The following is a 19,363-nucleotide window of genomic DNA, read 5'->3' as shown; positions in this document are numbered from 1 at the left end:
ACGGTTAACCCGTGCCGCTTTATCCATTGGCGTGCAGTCACCACACTCCCATATAAGCCAACATACCTTCCGCCGCCTGCCGGCCTTCGAACACCGCGCGCACCACCAGGTCAGCGCCCCGTACCTGGTCGCCGCCGGCAAACACCTTGGGATTGCTGGTCTGGTGCTTGAAGGTCTGCTTCTCGCGGGCCAGGGTGCGGCCGCGCTCGTCGGTCCGGATGCCATTCCCCTCAAACCAGGGCTCGGGTTGGACCTGGAAGCCGAAGGCGACGATGACATGGTCGCACTCTATGATTTCCTCCGAGCCTGCCACGATGACAGGCGCACGACGGCCCTTGGCGTCGGGCTCGCCCAGCTGGGTGGTGACCAGCTTTACACCCAGCTTGCCATTCAAGCGCACGATCTCGACAGGCTGGCGGTTCCACAGGAACTCCACCCCTTCTTCCTTGGCATTGGCCACTTCACGCTTGGAGCCGGGCATATTGGCTTCGTCGCGGCGATAGGCGCAGATCACCTTGGCAGCGCCCTGGCGTATGCTGGTGCGGTTGCAGTCCATGGCGGTATCGCCGCCACCCAGCACCACCACCCGCTTGCCCTCCATACTCAGATGGCTTTCGCCCTCCGGCAGGGTGGCCATGCGATGGCGGATGTTGTTGACCAGAAAAGGCAGCGCCTCGATCACGCCCGGCAGTTGCTCGCCGGGGAAGCCGCCCTTCATGTACTGGTAGGCACCCATGCCCATGAAGACGGCATCGTAGTCAGCCAGCAGGCTCTCGAATGCGATATCGGTGCCGATCTCGGTATTGAGGCGGAACTCCACCCCCATGTCCTCCAATATGGTGCGGCGCCGGCGGACGATATCCTTCTCCAGCTTGAACTCCGGAATACCAAAGGTCAGCAGGCCGCCGATTTCCTCGTAGCGATCGAACACCACTGGTGCCACACCATTGCGCACCAGCATATCGGCCGCTGCCAGGCCCGCCGGGCCGGCACCGATGATGGCGACGCGCTTGTCGGTCTTGATCACCTGCGACATATCCGGCCGCCAGCCCTGCTTGTAGGCCTCGTCGGTGATGTACTTCTCGACCGAGCCTATGGTGACGGCACCGAAGCCGCCCTGGTTCAGGGTGCAAGCCCCCTCACACAAACGGTCCTGCGGGCAGACGCGGCCGCAGATCTCGGGCAGGGAGTTGGTCTTGTGGCTCAGCTCGGCGGCCTCGAACAAGCGCCCTTCCTCCACCAGCTTGAGCCAGTTGGGGATGTAGTTGTGCACCGGGCACTCCCACTCGCAGTAGGGATTGCCACAGCTCAGGCAGCGGCCGGCCTGTTCGGCGGCGTCGCTTTTCTGCAGCGGCGCGTAGATCTCGATGAACTTGCTGCGGCGGAACGCCGCCTCGAACTTCTGGCCAGGATCGCGCGGCAGGTTCAAAAACTTGAATACGTCACCCATGTGATGCCTCGTGAGGTGGGATGGGCAAGGCTGGCGGGGTCGGCCCGCAGGCGCTTGCGCATCGTTTGATCTTCACAGAGCGTGGTAGGCATGCGGTGTCTCATCCCGCCATACCGGCCCCGCCCCTCACACTTAGTCTTTCAGCAGGCTATCGAGCCTGGCCGCCTTGGGCTTGACCAGCCAGAAGTAATCGACGTAGTCGTCGAAGTCTTCCAGGATCTGCGCACCAATTACCGAGCCGGTCAGGGCAACGTGCTGTTCGATCTTCTCCTTGAGGAAGGCACGGTACTGGCCCATGGCTTCGCCGTTGATCAGATGGATATCGATCAGCTCATTGTTGTAGCGATAGGCAAATTTCTCGTCGCGGTCGTAGACGAAGGCAAAGCCACCCGTCATGCCGGCACCAAAATTCAGCCCGGTCTGGCCCAGGGCAATGACACAGCCGCCCGTCATGTATTCGCAGCCATGGTCGCCCAGGCCCTCCACCACCGCCAGCGCGCCGGAATTGCGCACGGCAAAGCGCTCGCCGGCCAGGCCAGAGGCAAACAGCTCGCCGCCGGTTGCGCCATACAGGCAGGTATTGCCGATGATGGTGCCTTCGTGCGGCTGATACATCACACCTGCCGGTGGGTAGATCACCAGGCGGCCGCCATTCATCCCCTTGCCCACATAGTCGTTGGCATCGCCTTCCAGCGTCAGGTGCAGGCCCTTGGCATTCCATACGCCAAAGCTCTGGCCGGCCGAGCCCTTAAGCTGGATATCCAGGCAGCCTGCAGGCAAACCCTCGGCGCCATGCTGGCGGGCAATCTCGCCACTGAGGCGGGCACCGATGGAGCGGTTGATATTGCGTACCGCGTACTCCAGCTGGACCGGTGTCTTGCTGCTGATGGCCGCCAGGGCGTCCTTGACCATTTTCTCGGCCAGCTCGCCCTTGTCGAAGCTGGGGTTGCCCTCGCTAATGCAATAGCGCGGCTCATCCTCGGGTATGCCACCCTGGCTCAACAGCACATCCAGCCGCAGCTGGCCCTGGCGGGTGCTTTCGCCTTCCAGCAACTCCAGCAGCTCAGTACGGCCTATCAGTTCGGCCATGGACCGCACGCCCAGCTTGGCCATCCACTCGCGGGTCTCGCGGGCGATAAAGGTGAAGTAGTTCACCACCATGTCGGGCAGGCCGATGAAATACTTGGAGCGCAGCTTGATCTCCTGCGTGGCCACCCCGGTCGCGCAGTTGTTGAGATGGCAGATACGCAGGAACTTGCAGCCTAGCGCCACCATGGGGCCGGTACCGAAGCCAAAGCTCTCGGCTCCCATGATGGCGGCCTTGATCACATCCAGGCCGGTCTTGAGGCCACCGTCGGTCTGCACCCGCACCCGGCCACGCAGGCCGTTGGCGCGCAGTACCTGCTGGGCTTCGGTCAAACCCAGCTCCCAGGGCGAACCAGCATACTTCACCGAGCTCAGCGGCGAGGCGCCGGTACCACCGTCGTAGCCCGAGATGGTAATCAGGTCAGCGTAGGCCTTGGCCACACCAGCCGCCACGGTGCCGACACCAGGCTCCGCCACCAGCTTCACTGAGACCAGCGCACTGGGGTTGACCTGCTTGAGGTCAAAAATCAGCTGGGCCAGATCCTCGATGGAATAGATATCGTGGTGCGGCGGCGGCGAGATCAGGCTGATGCCTTCCTTGGCGTGGCGCAGGCGGGCAATCAGGCCGCTGACCTTGTCGCCCGGCAGCTGGCCACCCTCGCCGGGCTTGGCGCCCTGTGCCACCTTGATCTGCAGCACTTCGGCATTCACCAGGTAATGCGGGGTCACGCCAAAGCGGCCAGACGCCACCTGCTTGATCTTGGACATCTTGGCTGTGCCATAGCGCGCCGGGTCTTCGCCACCCTCGCCGCTATTGGAACGCCCGCCCAGGCGGTTCATGCCCTCGGCCAAGGCCTCGTGCGCCTCGGGCGACAGGGCACCCAGCGACATGCCGGCCGAGTCGAAACGCTTGAGTATGGCCTCCAGCGGTTCGACCTCATCCAAGGGAATGGGGGTGGCGCCTGCCAGCTTCAACTGCATCAGGTCGCGCAGCATGGCTACCGGCCGGGTGTTCACCAGCTCGGCATAGCGCAGGTACTCGGCATAGTCGCCGTTCTGCACGGCCTTCTGCAGCTGCATCACCACATCGGGGTTGTAGGCGTGATATTCCTCGCCGAACACATACTTGAGCAGCCCCCCTTGCGAAATCGGCCGCATGGGGTTGAACGCCAGCTTGTGCAAGGCCTTCATGTCGGCCTCGAAATCGGCAAACCCCGCCCCACCGACACGGCTGACGGTAAAGGGCATGCAGCGCTCGACGATCTCGTCGGCGATGCCCACGGCCTCGAATAGCTGTGCGCCGCGATAGGACGCCACGGTGGAGATGCCCATCTTGGACAGCACCTTGAGCAGGCCCTTGTTGATGCCCTTGCGGTACTTGCTCATGGCCTCGGACTGGCGGTCGGTCACCTGGCCGCCAGCGATCAGGTCGGCGATCACCTCATAAGCCAGGTAGGGATGCACTGCCGTCGCGCCATAGCCAATCAGGCAGGCAAAGTGATGCGGGTCGCGCGCCGTGGCGGTGTCCACCAGCAGGTTGGTCTTGCAGCGCAGGCCCGCATTGACCAGGGCGGTATGCACCGCGCCGGTGGCAAACAGCGCATGGATGGCCAGACGGTCGCGGCTGAGGTTGCGGTCGCTCAGCACGGCGATGGCAATGCCGTTACGCGAGGCTGCCACCACCGCCTCGGCCAGGGCAGCCAGGGCATCCGCCAGATTGGTGCTGGCCGGGTCGTAGCTCAGGTCAAAGCTCTGCGAACGGAACTGCTCATCGGTCTGTCCGGTCAGCAGCTTGAACTTCTCGAAGCTGAGCACCGGGCTGCTTACTTCGATCCGCTTGGCGTGGTCGGCCGTCTCTTCAAAGATATTCTTCTCGGAGCCGAACACCGTGTTCAGCGACATCACCACCGCTTCGCGTATGGGGTCGATGGGCGGGTTGGTCACCTGGGCAAACTGCTGGCGCAGGAAATCATAGGGCGAACGCACCCGTTGCGACAGCACGGCCATGGGGGTGTCGTCACCCATGGAGCCGACAGCCTCCTGGCCATCCTCGGCCAGCACCCGTATCACGGCGTCGCGCTCCTCGAACGACACCTGGAACTGCTTCTGGAACACATTGAGCTGCTCGCGCGACAGCTCAGGCCGGCCGCTGTCCTCGTCCATGCTCAGCTCCAGCCGGTTGGCGTACTGCTTGATCCAGCGCCGGTAGGGGTGGGCAGACTTCAGTTTCTGGTCGATCTCATGCGGCAACAGCAACTGGCCCGACTGCAAGTCCACGGCAATGATCTGGCCGGGCCGCACACGGCCCTTCTTCACCACATCCTCGGGCTTGTAGTTCCACACCCCGATCTCGGACGAGATGGTGAAATGGCGGTCGCGGGTCAGCACATAACGGGCCGGGCGCAGGCCATTGCGGTCCAGCATGCAGCCAGCGTAGCGGCCGTTGGTCAGCACGATGCCGGCAGGACCGTCCCACGGCTCCATATGCATGGAGTTGTATTCGTAGAAGGCCCGCAGCTCCTTGTCGGTGCTGTCCACGTTCTGCCAGGCCGGCGGTACCAAGAGGCGCAGCGCGCGGAAGAAATCGATGCCGCCCATCAGCAGGCCTTCGAGCATATTGTCCAGGCTCATGGAGTCCGAGCCATCGGTCTGCACGATGGGGCGGATGGCATCCATATCCGGAATCAGCGGCGAAGCCATGATGGCCTCGCGGGCGCGGGCCCAGGAGCGGTTGCCCGAGATGGTGTTGATCTCGCCGTTATGGGCCACATAGCGGAAAGGCTGTGCCAGCTTCCACTGAGGCCAGGTATTGGTGCTGAAACGCTGGTGGAACACCGCCAGCGAGGCGGTGAAGCGTTCGTCCTGCAGGTCGGGGAAGAACACCGGCAGGTTTTCGGGCGTCACCAGGCCCTTGTACGAAATGGTGTGGGCCGACAGCGTGGGTATATAGAAGCTGCTATCGCCGCCATTGGCCTTCTCGGCCAGACGACGGCCGATATAGAGGCGGCGCTCGAAGCTGGCAGCATCCATATGCGGCGGGCAGTTGACGAAGACCTGGGCAATGGCCGGCAGGGTCTTGAGCGCATAGGCGCCACAGGCACGGGTATCGGTCGGCACGGTACGGAAGCCGGCCACTTCCAGGCCCTGCTCTTCAAGCTGCGCCTTCAGGGTGGCCAGCGACTGCTTGCCCAGTTCCAGATCGGCACTATGGAATACCAGGCCGGCGGCGTAATGGCTACGCAGCTCCAGGCCCTTCTCCTTGGCCACGGTACGCAGGAAGCTGTCGGGCTTGCGGAACAGCAGGCCACAGCCATCACCCGATTTGCCATCCGCCGCGACTGCGCCACGATGAGTGAGGTTGGCCAGCGAGGAAATCGCGGTCGAAACCAGCCAGTGCGATGGTTTGTCGTCCATGTTGGCGATCAAGCCAAAGCCGCAGGAATCCTGCTCGAAGCTGGGTCGGTAAAGCGTGCCGTCAAGGCGGCGCTGTCTGTCATCCATGTCGTATTACCCGTACGCGAGCGGGGCGGCATTCGTTCATGCGAGCCGCTTGTGGCGGCAACATGCTGACGCGGCCCCTTTTTTTGGGGAGTGGCGCTTGGTTCCGGCCGGCGTGGAAACACGCTGGTGTGGCGTTGCGGCCGGCCCGGCGAGGGTCACTCTGCCGGGCGGCGGGTGCCGCGCGGGTGTCGCGGCATGGGGAGGCAACTGCGGAGAGGATGGCGGAAACAGCCGTCCAAGCGCTTCGAAAACAAAGCCTGCCGAACCAAGTGAGGTTCTGACAGGCTTGAACGATTCTAGCGGAGCGAGGGCGGCCGGCGCAATGGTTTTGTGCGCCGCACGAATTGTTTTTAATCAACAACTTACGTCAATATAACTGTCAAATATTTTCAACACATCGACAGATTATTACGAAAGCGCGACATCGGCCCTCATGTAGTGCTCTGGCCACGACAACATGGACACAATCCGGGATTACGGCAATGTATGGACAAGTTGCCCAGGACATTACGCCAACGCCAGTGCCAGACCCAAGGGCACGAACAGCAGGCTGGCCACATTGCCCAACAGCACGATGGAGGCGACCTTGTCCGGCTCCTGCTGGTAGCGCTCGGCAATCATGAAATTCATGACGGCTGGTGGCAGTGCCGCGTACACATAGAGCTGGCTCACCGCCATGCCCTGCAAGGGCAGCAGTTGCGCCGCCAGCCAGGCCACGGCCAGGCCGGCCAAGGGCCCCAGCGCAGCCCCGACTATGCCTACCCGCCAACCGGCCAGGCTGATATCGAGCATGCGTGCACCCAGGGCAAACAGCATCAGTGGAATGGCCGCCTCACCCAGCAGCTTGATGGGCAGCGACAGCCACTCCGGCAGGTGCATGCCCGCCAGGTTGCAGGCTATGCCCGCCAGCGAGGCCAGTATCATGGGGCTGCGCAACATGGCCCCCAGCGAGGCGCCCGGGTTGACCATGCGGGTGCCCACCGTGAAGTGCAGCATATTGGTCATGACAAACAGGGCCACCGCCGGTGGCAAGGCAGCCGGGCCAAATGCCAGCACAGCCAGCGGCAGGCCCATATTGGCGGTATTGCCGAACATCATGGGCGGCACAAAGGTACGCACATCCCAACGCCGCCAGCGTGCCACCAGCCAGGCCAGCCCCCCCGAGCCAAACACCACCAGCGCGCCCCCCAGCAGCAACCAGCGGTTGGCCAGCAGGTCAAAATCGCGCGAGGTCAACCCCGAGAACACCAGCAAGGGCGCCAGCAACTCGATGGTGAGGGTATTCATGGCCGCCAGATCAGGCTTGTGGCGGCGGGCATAGAGGTAACCCACCAGCACGATCAGCAGTACCGGGGTGATGATGGCAAGAATGCGAAGCAGCATGCTCCTAGCTCGGCAAAACCGTTTGTAGCCAGTCACGCCCTGTCAGGAAGTCGCTCAGCAGCGACGCCTCCGCGCTACCTGCCTCGGGGTGGTAGTCGTAGCGCCAGTTCACCACCGGCGGCAGCGACATCAGGATGGACTCGGTACGCCCCCCCGATTGCAAGCCAAACAGCGTACCCCTGTCCCAGACCAGGTTGAATTCGACATAGCGGCCTCGACGGTAGGCCTGCCAGTCACGCTCGCGCGGGCCGTAGGCCATCTGCCGGCGGCGTTCGACGATAGGCAGGTAGGCCGCCAGGAAGGCGTCGCCCACGGCGCGCGTCATGGCAAAGCTGCCCGCTTCGCCCAGTTCGGCAAAGTCGTCATAGAACACACCGCCTATGCCCCGTGGCTCGTTGCGGTGCTTGAGAAAGAAATACTCATCGCACCATTGCTTGAAGCGCGGGTATTTGTCGTCGCCTGAAGCCTGCAGAGCGTCGCGGCAGGTGGCATGGAAATGCATGGCATCTTCCTCGAAGCCGTAATAGGGCGTCAGGTCCATGCCGCCCCCAAACCAGAACACATCGGGCTCACCGGCCTGGTAGGCCCGGAACATCCGCACATTCATGTGCACGGTAGGGATATAGGGATTGCGCGGATGGAACACCAGCGACACGCCCATGGCCTCCCAGGCGCGCCCTGCCAGTTCAGGCCGGTGTGCGCTGGCAGATGGCGGCAGCTGGTCGCCCATCACATGGCTGAATCCCACCCCACCGCGCTCCAGCAGCTCGCCCCCTTCCAGCAGGCGGCTGATGCCACCGCCGCCGGCCGGCCGGGTCCACTCATCGCGCAGGAAGGCCTGCCCGTCGGCCGCCTCCATGGCACTCACGATGCGTTGTTGCAGATCGAGAAAATAGTCTTTGATGGGGCTGGTATTCATGGTGTCTGTTCTATATCCGGCCGCATAGGGCCACTTCTATCAATAAGCGCCGCCAGCCAACCCCGCCGCAGCCGGTGTGCAAGCTTGCCGTATGACCTGCTGCTGCGCGTCTGGCATGTGCTGCCGGGCTGGGCTATAGCACCAGTTGCGCAGCGCCTGCTCGGCCGACAGTGCTATATCCCGCCGCCCGGGTGCTGCAGCAGCACATCAGGGGTACGTTCCTCGTTGCCCGCGCCGTCCGTCGCATCGATCTGCACAAAGCCCTGGCCCTGGTAGAACCGTCGCGCTCTCAGATTGGCCGCAAAGCACCAAAGCTGGCGCGGTTGGCCATCGGCCAGCGCCTGGCCCAGCAACTGCGCACCCAAACCCTGCCCCTGCGCTACGGGCGCCAAATACAGGTGGTGTACCCAATGCGCATCGAAGCTGACAAAGCCTGCCAGGCAGCCCGCCGCGTCGTGCGCCAGCCAAACATGCTGCTCCGCCGGCAGCCCCGCCAGATAGGCCTGGGTCTCCGCCTCGCCATGCAGCTCCGGTAGCCAGGGCATGGCCTGCCGGCGGCTGGCCAGGAACACGGCGGTCAACGCCGCCACACAAGCGCTATCGGCTGTCGCCAGGCGGCTCAGCACAAAGGCGGATTCAGCCAAGCGTTACCTCCAGGTTGTCTATCAGCCTGGGCTTGCCCAGCCGTGCAGCGCCCAGCACCACCATCTCGCGGTCACCAGGGCGGGCATGCTCCAGCCTTTGCTGGTCACGTATTTCCACGTAATCCACGCGCCAGCCGTGGTTCTCCAGGTCTGCCCGCGCCGCTTCGGTCAACTTCACAAAATCTGTGGCACCCGCCTCCAGCGCAGTCTTGATGGCCATCAGATTGCGATAGAGCCTGGGCGCCTCAGCCCGCTCCTCGGCGGTGAGATAGCCATTGCGCGAGGACAGCGCCAGGCCATCGCCGGCGCGGCCGGTGTCCACCGGCACAATCTCGATGGGCATATCGAGGTCGGCCACCATGCCCTCAATCACCTTGAGCTGCTGATAGTCCTTCTTGCCGAACATGGCGGCATCAGGCTGGACGATATTGAACAGCTTGGTCACAACGGTGGCGACGCCACGGAAATGACCAGGGCGGAACTGGCCGCACAGCTCATTCTGTATGGCTGGCGGTTCCACCTTGTATTGCTGCTCGGTGCGCGGGTAGAGCTGATCCACCGTGGGGTGGAACAATGCATCCACGCCGGCAGCGACCAGCTTGTCGCAATCTGCCTCGAAGGTCCGCGGATAGGTGTTGAAGTCTTCGCCCTGCCCAAACTGCAGCGGATTCACGAAGATGGATACCACCACCTTGCCACCCCGCGCCTTGGCGGCCTGGCAAAGGGAGATATGGCCCTCGTGCAGGTTGCCCATGGTGGGCACGAAAGCAACCTGGCCGGCAGTTTTGCGCCAGGCCCTGAATTCAGCAACGGTAGTGAATATCTGCATGATATCGGTGGACTGTAGAAAGTGCGTTAAGGGCAGGCCAGGCAAACCCCGTTCGCCAGGCCCTCGCCAGTGCATGCCAGGCAAGTTGGTTGGGAAGTTCCAGGCATGGCTGACAGCCAGGCTTGCCAGCCTATGGAACTATCAGAACGTGTGTTCAGGCGCAGGGAAGGTCTTGCCCTTGACCTCGCGCACATAGGCTTCGATGGCGCCATGGATGCTGGTGACGCCCTGCATGAAGTTCTTCACGAAGCGGGCCTTCTTGCCGGGATAGACGCCCAGCATGTCATAGACCACCAGCACCTGGCCATCGACGTCGACACCGGCGCCTATGCCTATGGTCGGCACATGCAGGCTCTCGGTGATTTCGCGGGCCAAGGTCGCCGGCACCATCTCCATCAGCACCATGGCGGCACCAGCCGCTTCCAGCGCCTTGGCATCGCGTCTCAGTTGCTCGGCGCCCGCATCGGTCTTGCCTTGCACCTTGAAGCCGCCAAACATATGTACCGATTGGGGGGTGAGGCCGATATGGGCGCATACCGGAATACCTCGCTGCACCAGAAATTGCACCGTCTCCGCCATGTACTCGCCGCCTTCCAGCTTGACCATCTCGGCGCCGGCCGCCATCAGCCGGGCCGATGCCTCAAAGGCTTGCTGCGGGCTGGCCTGGTAGGCGCCAAACGGCAGATCAGCCAGCACCAGCGACTGCTTGGCATTCTTGGCCACACAACGGGTGTGGTAGACCATCTGCTCCAGGCTGACCGGCAGGGTCGAGCTTTCGCCCTGTATCACCATGCCCAGCGAATCGCCGACCAGCAGCACTTCCACTGCGGCATCGGCCATCATGCTGGCGAAGCTGGCGTCGTAGCAGGTCAGCATGGTGATCTTCTGCCCTTCCTGCTTGAGCTTCTGTAGCGTGGATACGGTGATCTTCATAGGCTTACGTCCTTGGGCTGCTCGCCCCACCTGGGTAAGGCAGGGCGCAATAAATTAGGTTTGCAGCGGCGCAACATACGGGCCTGCTCCGCCACCCCCGCCGCTTCGCGCATGGCATTAGATACCATGTTGAAAACAGGGGCTTAGGGCAACACCCTGCAGCCCCTTTCGGGCTGCTGCCATGCACCACCAAGTTGCAATCAAGCGCTTGCTTGCCTAGTGTCGGCTGTCAACGCCATCTTGTCCAGCCTGCCGATTCAAGCATTTAAGTCGCTTCAATGGCCTGCCGCCAGGCGCGCACGCTTTCGATGCGGCGCAACAATAGCCCAAACCCAAGGCATCACTCAACCTCGGCCCATCATGGCCGGCAGCCCGCTAGGCCTTGTTGAAGTATTCGCGTGCGCTACGCATGCCGGCAATACGGTCCAGCAGTAGCTGAAAATCGTCGCTATTGCCGGCCAGGTTGAGATTCTCGGTATTGACGCTCAGCACCGGCGCCTCGGTATAGTCATAGAAGAAGCGACTGTAACGCTCGGTCAACCGCCGCAGATAGCCATCGGGTATCTTGGCCTCATAGTCACGCGAGCGGCTCTGTACACGGCTGATCAGGGTATCGACGTCGGCTTGCAGGTAGATCACCAGATCGGGCGTCGCCGCCCTCACCCGCAGGTGGCGGTAGATGTCGGCATACAGCCGGAATTCATCGTCGCTCAGTATTAGCTCGGCGAACAGCGGATCCTTGTCGAACAGGAAATCCGCCACAGTCTGGCCGCCGAACAGGTCTATCTGGGTCAGGCTCTCCACCTGCTCCACCCGCTGGAACAGGAACGACAGCTGGGTGGGCAGCGCATAGCGCTGCATGTCCTGGTAGAACTTGGGCAGGAAGGGAATGGCATCCGGATCCTCCAGCAGGAGATTGGATTCAAGGCGCTCGGCCAGCTTGCGGGCCAAGGTCGTTTTGCCTACGCCTATGGGGCCTTCCACGACGATATAACGGTAACGCTCCAAACCCATGCCCAGCTCTCCTGGTATCACTTGGCTGCAAGTACCCGCGCACCGCCCACTGTAGGCGCCAATCTGCGGGTATACCCCGTTTCCTCATGGTGTCGATAGAAAGGCCACCAGCACAGTGCCCCTATCGTCGCCAGCAACATATCCTTGTGAGCATCCCACATATCACCCTGCTGCCCGTTGTAGGACTCGGCATCCTGCGGTGACAGCGTAATGGCAATCAGCCACTCAAACCATTCATAGGCCACACTGCTGGCCACCACCAGCAACACCGCCAGTTGCGCGGCCGGCCGCCAGGCGATGGCATGGCGCCGAGCCAGCCACTCCACCAGGGCAGGTGTCAGGCAAACGCCGTACAGCAGGTGGATCAGACGATCGGTATGGTTGCGCGTCACGCCCCAAGCCTGTCCTGGCGACCAGCCGAACATGGCGTCCATCCAGCGGTCGTACGGCACATTCGAATAGAGCCAGCGCGCCGCCAGGCAGTGCGCTGCAATAAACAGGCACACCAGGGCATAAGCCCGGACCGTCATTGCCGCACGCCTATCATGCCAGTACAACAGTATCAGCCCGACCACCGTAAGGCTGCTGTGCAAGGCCTGCTCGCGTGGCCAAAGGGGGTATAGCCAGCTGAGCCCGAATACCAGTAGCGTCATGCCCATCAGGCTGCGCTTGCCACTCATGCCAGCCTCTCCAGATCGCAGGTATCCAGCTTCGCCAACAGGGCAGCGCCATCCCCCAGTCCGGGTATCTGTATGGTCGGTGCTATCTCCAGCAGGGGCAGCATGACAAAACCCCGCGCCGCCATACGCGGATGCGGCAGGGTCAGCCTGTCGTCGTGACACACCGTGTCGCCATACAGCAGCAGGTCCATGTCCAGCGTACGCGGTGCGTTACGGAAGCTGCGCTGGCGACCGAAATGCTGCTCAATGGCCAGCAGGCCATCCAGCACCGCATGCGGCGCCAGCTCGGTCTCGATGGCGGCCACCGCGTTGGTGAAGTCCGGTTGATCAAGATAGCCCACAGGGGCGCTGCGGTAGAGCGAGGATCGCAGCAGCAGCCGGGTGCCGGGCAGGCTGCCCAAGCGCTGCATGGCCTCATCCAGCGTGGCGGCCGCGTCGCCCAAGTTGGCGCCCAGGCCGATATAGGCAAGGGTACTCACTGGGCGCTATCCGCCGCGGCCTCACCCTTGCCACCACTGCGCCGACGCCGGCGCTTCTTGTTGGCACCCTCGCCCGCTTGCGGACGCACCAGCATGGCCTCGCGCGCCTGGCTATCGGCTTGCTGGAAGGTCGTCCACCAATCGGCCAGCTCCTTGTCCACCTCACCCACCGAGGCGCGCAAGCACAGGAAATCATAGCCGGCACGGAAGCGCGGGTTCTCCAGCAGACGGAAAGGCTTGATCCCGCTACGCTGCTCGAAGCGCGGCTGCAGGGTCCAGATTTCCTTCATGGCAGTGCCATAGCGGCGTGGAATGGCCAGTTTTTCTTCCTGCACAGCCTCGACTTCATCGATGGCCGAGAACAGGGCCAGCATGGCCTTTTCGCCGGCCTGCTTGCGCTTGTCCCAGTTATCCAGCACTTCCAGCCACAGCAAGGCGGCAAACACATAGCCTGCCGAGACCGGCTTGTCCTCGCGTATGCGGCGGTCGGTATTCTCCAGCGCATTGCGCAGGAAAGCTTCGCCCTGGGGGGCCTTCATCATCTTGTCCAGCAGCGGGAAGAAGCCATGATGCAGCCCTTCGTCACGCAGCTGCATCAGGCAGGCCCAGCTCTGGCCGCTGAACAGCAGCTTGAGCATCTCGTCGAACAGCCGTGAGGATGGCACATTCTCCAGCAGCGAGGCCAGCTCGCGTATGGGCTTGCGGGTATCGGCATCGATGCTGAGCCCCAGCTTGGCAGCCAGGCGCACCGCACGCAGCATGCGCACCGGGTCTTCCCGGTAGCGCACGGCCGGCGTGCCTATCATGGTCATGCGCTTTTTCTCGATATCGGCCACGCCGCCGTGGTAATCGATGATCTCTTCCCGGTTCGGGTCGTAGAACAGCGCATTCACGGTAAAGTCACGGCGCTTGGCATCATCCTCCTGGCTACCCCAGGTATTGTCGCGAATGATGCGGCCGGCTTCGTCGGTCAACGATTCGCCACTGCCCCGGAAAGTGGACACTTCCACCACTTCGTCGCCGAACAGTACATGTACCAGCCGGAACCGGCGGCCGATGATGCGTGAGCGGCGGAACACCTTGTGGACTTCTTCTGGCGTGGCATTGGTGGCCACATCGAAATCCTTGGGATCCTTGCCCAGCAAGAGATCGCGCACGGCACCGCCCACAATGAAGGCCTCGTAGCCAGCTGCCTGCAGCTGATCCGTGGTCTTGAGGGCAAAGGAAGGCAAGCGGTTACGGCGTATGCCGTGGCGCTTGAGGGGGATTACCACGCGGCCGCCGCCATGACGCTTCTTAAGCTTGAGTACGCGACCGATCAGTTTGCGAATCATTGTGTTATTCGAGGGTTAGCGCTTCGGGAAGCCCGATTATACGGCCAAGCGTGCTCTCGCCTGTGAAGAACTATTTTGTCCCCTGGACACCTTGCCAAGGAGTGTTTGATGCCCGCAATACGCTATCGCCTGCTGAACGTGTTTGCCGAGACCCCATTCGGCGGTAATCCCCTGGCGGTGATCGAGGATGGCAGTGGCCTGTCCGATGCTGAAATGCAACTGGTTGCGCGCCAGTTCAACCTGTCAGAAACCACTTTTATCCTGCCCTCCACCCAGGCCACTGCCCGGGTGCGTATCTTTACCCCAGGGTATGAGATGCCCTTCGCTGGCCACCCTACCCTGGGTAGCGCCCAGGTGGTCAGAGCCTTGCTGGGCACAGGCGACGCCATCACGCTGGAGATGCAGGCCGGCCTCATCCCGGTCCTGGCAGACGGTGATCGCTGGACCTTGCAAGCCATGCCACCGGTCAACCGCCCGCTGGAGGCCAGCTCCACGCAGCTGGCCGCCATGCTGGGCCTGCCGGCATCAGCCATCGCCGGCCCTGGCCTGTGGGTGAGCTGTGGCAACGAACAGCCCATATTGCAGCTCAACTCGGTGGCGGCAGTACAGGCCTGCCGGCCCGACAGCGAACTGATACGCCGCTACTGCACCAATGCCGACGGCAAAGCCAAGGTCTATGTGTTTGCCCGCACCGACGAGGGTTTCGAATCACGCTTTTTCTGGACGCCCGATACCGGCATCAGCGAAGACCCAGGCACCGGCTCTGCCGCCGCCAACCTGGGCGGCTGGTGGCTGGCTACCCAGGGTGGTGCAGCGCTGAACGCCACCATACGCCAGGGCACTGCCATGGGCCGCCCCAATGTGCTGCGCCTGCAGATCGCCGACCAGCGCATCTACGTGGGAGGACGGGTGGTGGAGCTAGGGCGCGGCGAGCTGCACTGGTAGCGCATCAACGCGCAGGCGGCGCATCGCGACGGAATACCAGCCGGTCTTCCTGGCTGAGTGCCGCCTCGTAGCGATAGCCTTCCACATCAAAATCACGCAGCCCGTCCACCGTGCTGATGCGGCGCGTCAGGGCATAGCGCGCCATCAGGCCGCGGGCCCGCTTGGCGTAGAAACTGATGATCTTGTACTGCTCGCCCTTGCGGTCCTCGAACACGCACTCCACCAGCCTGGCCTTCAGGTGGCGGGGCCGGACAGACTTGAAGTACTCGTCGCTGGCCAGATTGACCAGCACGGCTGGCTTGTCGTGGGCCAGCTCCTTGTTCAAGGCCTCGGTAATGCGGTCGCCCCAGAAGGCGTACAGATTGCTGCCCGCCGGATTGGCCAGCCGCGTCCCCATCTCCAGCCGGTAGGCCTGCATACGATCCAGCGGTCGCAATACCCCGTACAAGCCTGACAGGATGCGCAGATGCTGCTGGGCGTAATCGAGGTCAGCCGCATCCAGGCTGGCCGCATCCAGGCCCTCGTAGACGTCACCCATGAACGCCAGTACCGCCTGCTTGCTGTTGTGGGCGGTATAGCGCGGCCGCCAAGCCTGGTAGCGTGAGACATTGAGCGCAGCCAGTGGCTCGGAGATGTCCATCAGGCTACCGATCTCAGCCGGCGTCTTCTGGCGCAGCAAGGCAATCAGCTCGGCCGATTGCTCTGTAAAGGCAGGCTTGGTGAACTTGGCTATATGGGCAGGGGTATCGTAATCGAGGGTCTTGGCAGGCGAGATGACAAACAGCATGGGCAGGCAGCAATCGGGGCGAAAACCGCATTTTACCTGCGGCCGGCCAGCCATGCGGCGCGAATCCCCAAGCACCCCCCAGGCTCCCAGGCTGGCCCTGGGTCACCTGCCCCTCCCGGCCCCAGGAGTGACGGGACCGGGAGGAGATGCCGCGCTCCCCAACGCGGTAGGTGATCTTGCGCTCGCAAACTGGGCTAATCTTTCTGACAGTACCCGGGCCGCTAGCGTCGCTGTTCTGGCTGGGTGCCGATGCAGCACCTGGGATGTAGCATCGGCCAGATTTGATATTCACAAAACGAATTAAAAATTCATTCAATATAACTTTTTGTACAGTTTAAGATACCCCTTATGCTTGGCCAGCACAGTCAGGCACCGCTTACCGCAAGGCCCGAACATCTTGATTCTTGATATATCCCTGCCACCCCCTAGAGAGGACAGCATATGAACAAGCGCACTTTCCTTACCACCCTGCTGGCTGTCGCCCTGGCCGCTACCGCCGGCGCTGCCGACCTGCTCGATACCGTGAAGCAGCGCGGCACGCTGAAAATCGCCCTGGAAGGCACTTACCCCCCCTTCAACTTCAAGAATACCAAGGGCGAGCTGGATGGCTTCGATGTGGAGATCGGCCGTGCCCTGGCGCAAAAACTGGGGCTCAAGCCCGAGTTCATCACCAGCGAATGGAGTGGCATCCTGGCCGGCCTGCAGGCAGGTAAATACGATGTGATCGTCAACCAGGTATCCGCCACCGACAAGCGGCGGGAGATTTTCGACTTCACCCAGCCCTACACCCTCTCCAGCGCCCAGCTGATCGTGCGCAAGGACGAAAAGCGCCAGTTCAAGAGTCTGGCCGACCTGAAAGGGAAGAAGCTGGGCGTAGGCCAAGGCAGCAACTATGCCGACCTGGCCAAGGCCGTCGAGGGTGTCGAGGTCAAGACCTACCCCAGCGCCGCCGAATACCTGCAGGACCTGGCGCTGGGCCGGGTGGATGCCGCCTTGAACGACAGCCTGCTGGTACCCTATCTGGTCAAGCAGGCCAAGCTGCCGCTCAAGGGTGGCGCGGGTGTCGGCTCGGTTGAAGGCAGTGCCATCCCTTATCTCAAGGGCAACCCACGGTTTGGCGCGGCGCTCGACAAGGCCCTGGCCGATATCAAGGCAGATGGCACCTTCCGCAAGATATCGATCAAGTACTTTGAACGCGATGTCAGCCGGCCACTGAACGCCAGTTGATACTATGCTGTAGCAGCGCTGGCACAGCACGGCGGCCGCAACCGACAGGTTGGCGGCCGCCTGCCATTGAATGGAACACCCTACCACGATGACTGAGCTTTACACCCTGCTGCTGGACGCCGCACCCATCCTGTTCAAGGCCACCGGCTGGACCCTGGTCTTTGCCCTGTCAGCCATGGTGGGCGGCCTGCTGCTGGCCAGCATCGTCGCCACCCTGCGCCTGCTGGGGCCACGCTGGCTGCAATACCTGCTTGATACCTATGTCAGCGCCTTCAGGGGCACGCCGCTGCTGGTGCAGGTATTCGTCATCTACTACGGCCTGCCCAGCGTCGGCCTACAGTTCGAGCCGCTCACCGCCGGCGTGCTGGCGCTCAGCCTGAATGCCGGCGCCTACCTGGCCGAAAGCCTGCGGGGCGCCATCAACGGCGTGCCGCAGGGACAGTGGCTAGCCGCCAGCAGCCTGGGGTTCGGCCGGGCCCAAAGCCTGCGCTACATCATCGCCCCCCAAGCCTTGCGCCTGGCCCTGCCCAGCATGGGCAACACCCTGATCAGCCTGATCAAGGACACCTCGCTGGTATCGGTCATCGCCGTCACCGAGTTGATGCTGGCCACCAAGGAGCTGATCTCCACCACCTTCCAGCCACTGCCGCTCTACCTGGCCGCCGCCGCCATCTACTGGGCCTTGAGCGCCCTGCTGGAGCGACTGCAACGCAAGCTGGAGCAAAAACTAGCGCGCGCCTATTAGGCAAAGTGGCAAAACTCAAATACTTGGGTACAAACCGAAGCGGGACTTATCGCCATACGCTACCCCCTGGAGCACAGCGCCTCACACCCTGCTTCGGCTTCGTAACGTTGAAGCTGATTCGCGTCAGGTCTGAACCCAGCAGCAAGCACGCCAGACATTGCGGAGCAGGCTCCTCGCCCAGCACCGCATAGCCTGCACCACGCGCCGCAGGACTCCCACCAAAAAAACGGGCGCACCTTGCGATGCGCCCCCGAAGTGAGACCCTAAGTAAAACACGGTAGTAATCAGGCTAGGCGTTTCTCGCTAGTCGGATCGAACAAAAGCGCCTTGGTGGGGTCCAGTGTCAGCTCCACCTGCTGGCCGGGCGCGCCAGCTGCGCGGGGATGGCAGCGAGCAACCGTCTTGATGCCATTGAAGGTGACGGTCACCAGGGTATCGGGGCCGGTCGGTTCGGTGATGGCCACGGTGGCCTGCAGGGTCTGCAGATTGCCGTGCTCGCTGTGGGCGCTTTCGGGGTCAGTCAGTTGTTCCGGCCGTATGCCCAAAACCACCTGCTTGCCCACAAAGGCCCGCTGGCTGTCGCTGATGGGGCTCAGCCTGACCTTCTGCACGGCACGGCCATTGTCCAGCTCCACCACAGCATGGCCATCCTCCTCGCGCAGTTGCACCGGGATGAAGTTCATCGATGGCGAACCAATAAAGCCTGCCACATAGAGATCAGCCGGGGCATCGTAGATTTGCTGGGGCGAGCCGAACTGGCGCACTTCGCCATCCTTCATCACGGCAATGCGGTCGCCCAGGGTCATCGCTTCGATCTGGTCGTGGGTCACATACACGATGGTCGTGCCCAAGCGCTGGTGCAGCAACTTGATCTCGGAGCGCATCTCCACCCGCAGCTTGGCATCAAGGTTGGAGAGCGGCTCATCGAACAGAAACAGGGTGGGGTTGCGGGCCAGCGCCCGGCCCATGGCCACACGCTGGCGCTGGCCACCCGACAACTGCATGGGCTTGCGGTCAAGCAGGTGCTCTATCTGCAGGGTCTTGGCCACCCTGGCGATGATTTCCTCCTGCTCGGGCTTGGGCACCTTGCGGATATCCAGGCCAAAGGCGATATTCTTGCGCACCGTCATATTGGGATACAGCGCATAGCTCTGGAACACCATGGCGATGTCGCGATCCTTGGGTGACAGCTTGTTGACCACCCGGTCACCGATGGCAATCTCGCCGGAGGTAATGTCGTCGAGGCCGGCGATCATATTAAGCAGGGTGGATTTGCCACAGCCAGAGGGGCCGACCAGGATCAGGAACTGGCCCTTTTCTATCTCCAGGTCTATGCCCTTGAGTATGTGGGTGTTGCCAAAGCTCTTCTTGACGTTGCGTATGCTGAGTGCGCCCATGTCGATTCTC

General features: G+C 62.5%; 16 protein-coding genes. 3 read left to right on the top strand and 13 right to left on the bottom strand.

The features are described from left to right. Positions 1-37: 37 nt before the first annotated feature. The 11 genes from QWZ03_RS12715 to pcnB all read right to left on the bottom strand — a co-directional run bounded on the left by QWZ03_RS12715 (position 38) and on the right by pcnB (position 14,252). On the bottom strand, positions 38-1,450 hold the full coding sequence (locus QWZ03_RS12715; RefSeq protein WP_290333060.1) for a glutamate synthase small subunit GltD family protein: 1,413 nt from the start codon (positions 1,448-1,450) through the stop codon (positions 38-40). A 132-nt stretch (positions 1,451-1,582) separates the two neighbouring features. Next, positions 1,583-6,037 carry a glutamate synthase large subunit gene (gltB, locus tag QWZ03_RS12710; protein WP_290333059.1) on the bottom strand — a complete coding sequence of 1,485 codons (4,455 nt, stop codon included), beginning with the start codon at positions 6,035-6,037 and terminating at the stop codon, positions 1,583-1,585. Between the two features lie 507 nt (positions 6,038-6,544). After that, positions 6,545-7,420 carry an AEC family transporter gene (locus tag QWZ03_RS12705; protein ID WP_290333058.1) on the bottom strand — a complete coding sequence of 292 codons (876 nt, stop codon included), beginning with the start codon at positions 7,418-7,420 and terminating at the stop codon, positions 6,545-6,547. 4 nt (positions 7,421-7,424) lie between these two features. Further along, positions 7,425-8,339 (bottom strand): oxygen-dependent coproporphyrinogen oxidase, encoded by a 915-nt coding sequence (gene hemF, locus QWZ03_RS12700; RefSeq protein WP_290333057.1) that lies wholly within the window; start codon positions 8,337-8,339, stop codon positions 7,425-7,427. 173 nt (positions 8,340-8,512) lie between these two features. After that, positions 8,513-8,983: a GNAT family N-acetyltransferase gene (locus QWZ03_RS12695; RefSeq protein ID WP_290333056.1), complete on the bottom strand. Its 471-nt coding sequence runs from the start codon at positions 8,981-8,983 to the stop codon at positions 8,513-8,515. Continuing rightward, positions 8,976-9,812: a pantoate--beta-alanine ligase gene (panC, locus tag QWZ03_RS12690; protein WP_290333055.1), complete on the bottom strand. Its 837-nt coding sequence runs from the start codon at positions 9,810-9,812 to the stop codon at positions 8,976-8,978. Before panC ends, QWZ03_RS12695 begins: the two co-directional genes overlap by 8 nt. 141 nt (positions 9,813-9,953) lie before the next feature. Beyond that, a complete protein-coding gene (gene panB / locus QWZ03_RS12685) occupies positions 9,954-10,745 on the bottom strand; it encodes a 3-methyl-2-oxobutanoate hydroxymethyltransferase (RefSeq protein ID WP_290333054.1) in 792 nt (263 codons plus the stop codon). Between the two features lie 375 nt (positions 10,746-11,120). Then, the gene (locus QWZ03_RS12680; RefSeq protein WP_284198242.1) at positions 11,121-11,759 is read right to left on the bottom strand and encodes a deoxynucleoside kinase; all 639 of its coding nucleotides are present in this window, start codon (positions 11,757-11,759) and stop codon (positions 11,121-11,123) included. A 17-nt stretch (positions 11,760-11,776) separates the two neighbouring features. Further along, the gene (locus QWZ03_RS12675; RefSeq protein WP_290333053.1) at positions 11,777-12,439 is read right to left on the bottom strand and encodes a DUF2238 domain-containing protein; all 663 of its coding nucleotides are present in this window, start codon (positions 12,437-12,439) and stop codon (positions 11,777-11,779) included. Next, complete coding sequence (gene folK / locus QWZ03_RS12670; protein WP_290333052.1) at positions 12,436-12,918, bottom strand: 2-amino-4-hydroxy-6-hydroxymethyldihydropteridine diphosphokinase; 483 nt, start codon at positions 12,916-12,918, stop codon at positions 12,436-12,438. Before folK ends, QWZ03_RS12675 begins: the two co-directional genes overlap by 4 nt. Further along, the gene (gene pcnB / locus QWZ03_RS12665; protein ID WP_290333051.1) at positions 12,915-14,252 is read right to left on the bottom strand and encodes a polynucleotide adenylyltransferase PcnB; all 1,338 of its coding nucleotides are present in this window, start codon (positions 14,250-14,252) and stop codon (positions 12,915-12,917) included. Before pcnB ends, folK begins: the two co-directional genes overlap by 4 nt. 108 nt (positions 14,253-14,360) lie before the next feature. On the opposite strand from pcnB, the gene QWZ03_RS12660 reads away from it, so the two are divergent. Beyond that, on the top strand, positions 14,361-15,197 hold the full coding sequence (locus tag QWZ03_RS12660) for a PhzF family phenazine biosynthesis protein (protein WP_290333050.1): 837 nt from the start codon (positions 14,361-14,363) through the stop codon (positions 15,195-15,197). A 4-nt stretch (positions 15,198-15,201) separates the two neighbouring features. Here the strand turns inward: QWZ03_RS12660 and yaaA are convergent, their stop codons facing one another. Beyond that, on the bottom strand, positions 15,202-15,984 hold the full coding sequence (gene yaaA, locus QWZ03_RS12655) for a peroxide stress protein YaaA (protein WP_290333049.1): 783 nt from the start codon (positions 15,982-15,984) through the stop codon (positions 15,202-15,204). A 441-nt stretch (positions 15,985-16,425) separates the two neighbouring features. Here yaaA and QWZ03_RS12650 point away from each other — a divergent pair, with 441 nt between their 5' ends. Further along, positions 16,426-17,211: a transporter substrate-binding domain-containing protein gene (locus tag QWZ03_RS12650; RefSeq protein WP_290333048.1), complete on the top strand. Its 786-nt coding sequence runs from the start codon at positions 16,426-16,428 to the stop codon at positions 17,209-17,211. A gap of 88 nt (positions 17,212-17,299) precedes the next feature. After that, positions 17,300-17,956: an amino acid ABC transporter permease gene (locus tag QWZ03_RS12645; RefSeq protein ID WP_290333047.1), complete on the top strand. Its 657-nt coding sequence runs from the start codon at positions 17,300-17,302 to the stop codon at positions 17,954-17,956. A 284-nt stretch (positions 17,957-18,240) separates the two neighbouring features. Here the strand turns inward: QWZ03_RS12645 and QWZ03_RS12640 are convergent, their stop codons facing one another. Further along, a complete protein-coding gene (locus QWZ03_RS12640; protein ID WP_290333046.1) occupies positions 18,241-19,353 on the bottom strand; it encodes an ABC transporter ATP-binding protein in 1,113 nt (370 codons plus the stop codon). Between the last annotated feature and the right edge of the window lie 10 nt (positions 19,354-19,363).

It is taken from the genome of Chitinimonas viridis (assembly GCF_030409555.1).
GTDB classification, from domain to species: domain Bacteria; phylum Pseudomonadota; class Gammaproteobacteria; order Burkholderiales; family Chitinimonadaceae; genus Chitinimonas; species Chitinimonas viridis.
Note: the sequence above shows the minus strand (reverse complement) of the source record. Positions and strands in the feature narration are given on the sequence as shown.